Genomic DNA, 584 nt, shown 5'->3' with positions numbered 1-584 from the left:
GGCCCTGGTTATCATGTCCGCTCGCCAAAGTAGAGCATGATTTCCGGGGCTTTGTTTTTTCTGGCTCTAACGTTACACCGTCTGGCAACTTCTGTCGATCCCGCAACTATTTACCATAACAGTGCTTTCCTGCATCAAGATCGGTTACCGTCCAAACCTGTCAGTAAATCGTTGATTGCTAACCCGTCTACTCATTTTGCTATTGCAATTAGGGCACAAATGCTGCTTTTTGCCTTCAATAGTCCAAGTGTAATGTTTCTTATTAAAACCTATGCCACAAACATCACAGCGCCTTGGTTTAAACATCGCACCGAGAATGACAAGTACAACGAACCCACCAATTAACCATTCCATAAAATCCCTCTTAATGAAAAATCCCGCGCAGCGGGCTTCAGTCGTAAACTTCGCGTCGATGACCAATCGTGGCCGCAAGGATGACCAGCTCGTCATCCCGGATCTCACACAAAATGCGATAATCCCCTCCCCGATAACGCCAGAATTCACCTAGCTCACCTTTTAGCGGTTTCCCTGACTGGCGGGGATCTTCTGCAACAGCAATGCGTAAGTCCATAAAATCTACAATC

General features: G+C 46.6%; 1 protein-coding gene. It reads right to left on the bottom strand.

The genetic code is table 11. The features are described from left to right. Nucleotides 1–391 precede the first annotated feature (391 nt). The coding region (locus SB754_RS19185; RefSeq protein WP_410784008.1) for a type II toxin-antitoxin system RelE family toxin at nucleotides 392–584 on the bottom strand (193 nt) is incomplete at its 5' end.

The sequence above is a fragment of the Leifsonia sp. SIMBA_070 genome (genome assembly GCF_046534635.1).
Taxonomy (GTDB): Bacteria; Actinomycetota; Actinomycetes; order Actinomycetales; family Microbacteriaceae; genus Leifsonia.
The sequence above is the reverse complement of the archived record's forward strand: the minus strand, read 5'-3'. Positions and strand labels throughout refer to the sequence as shown.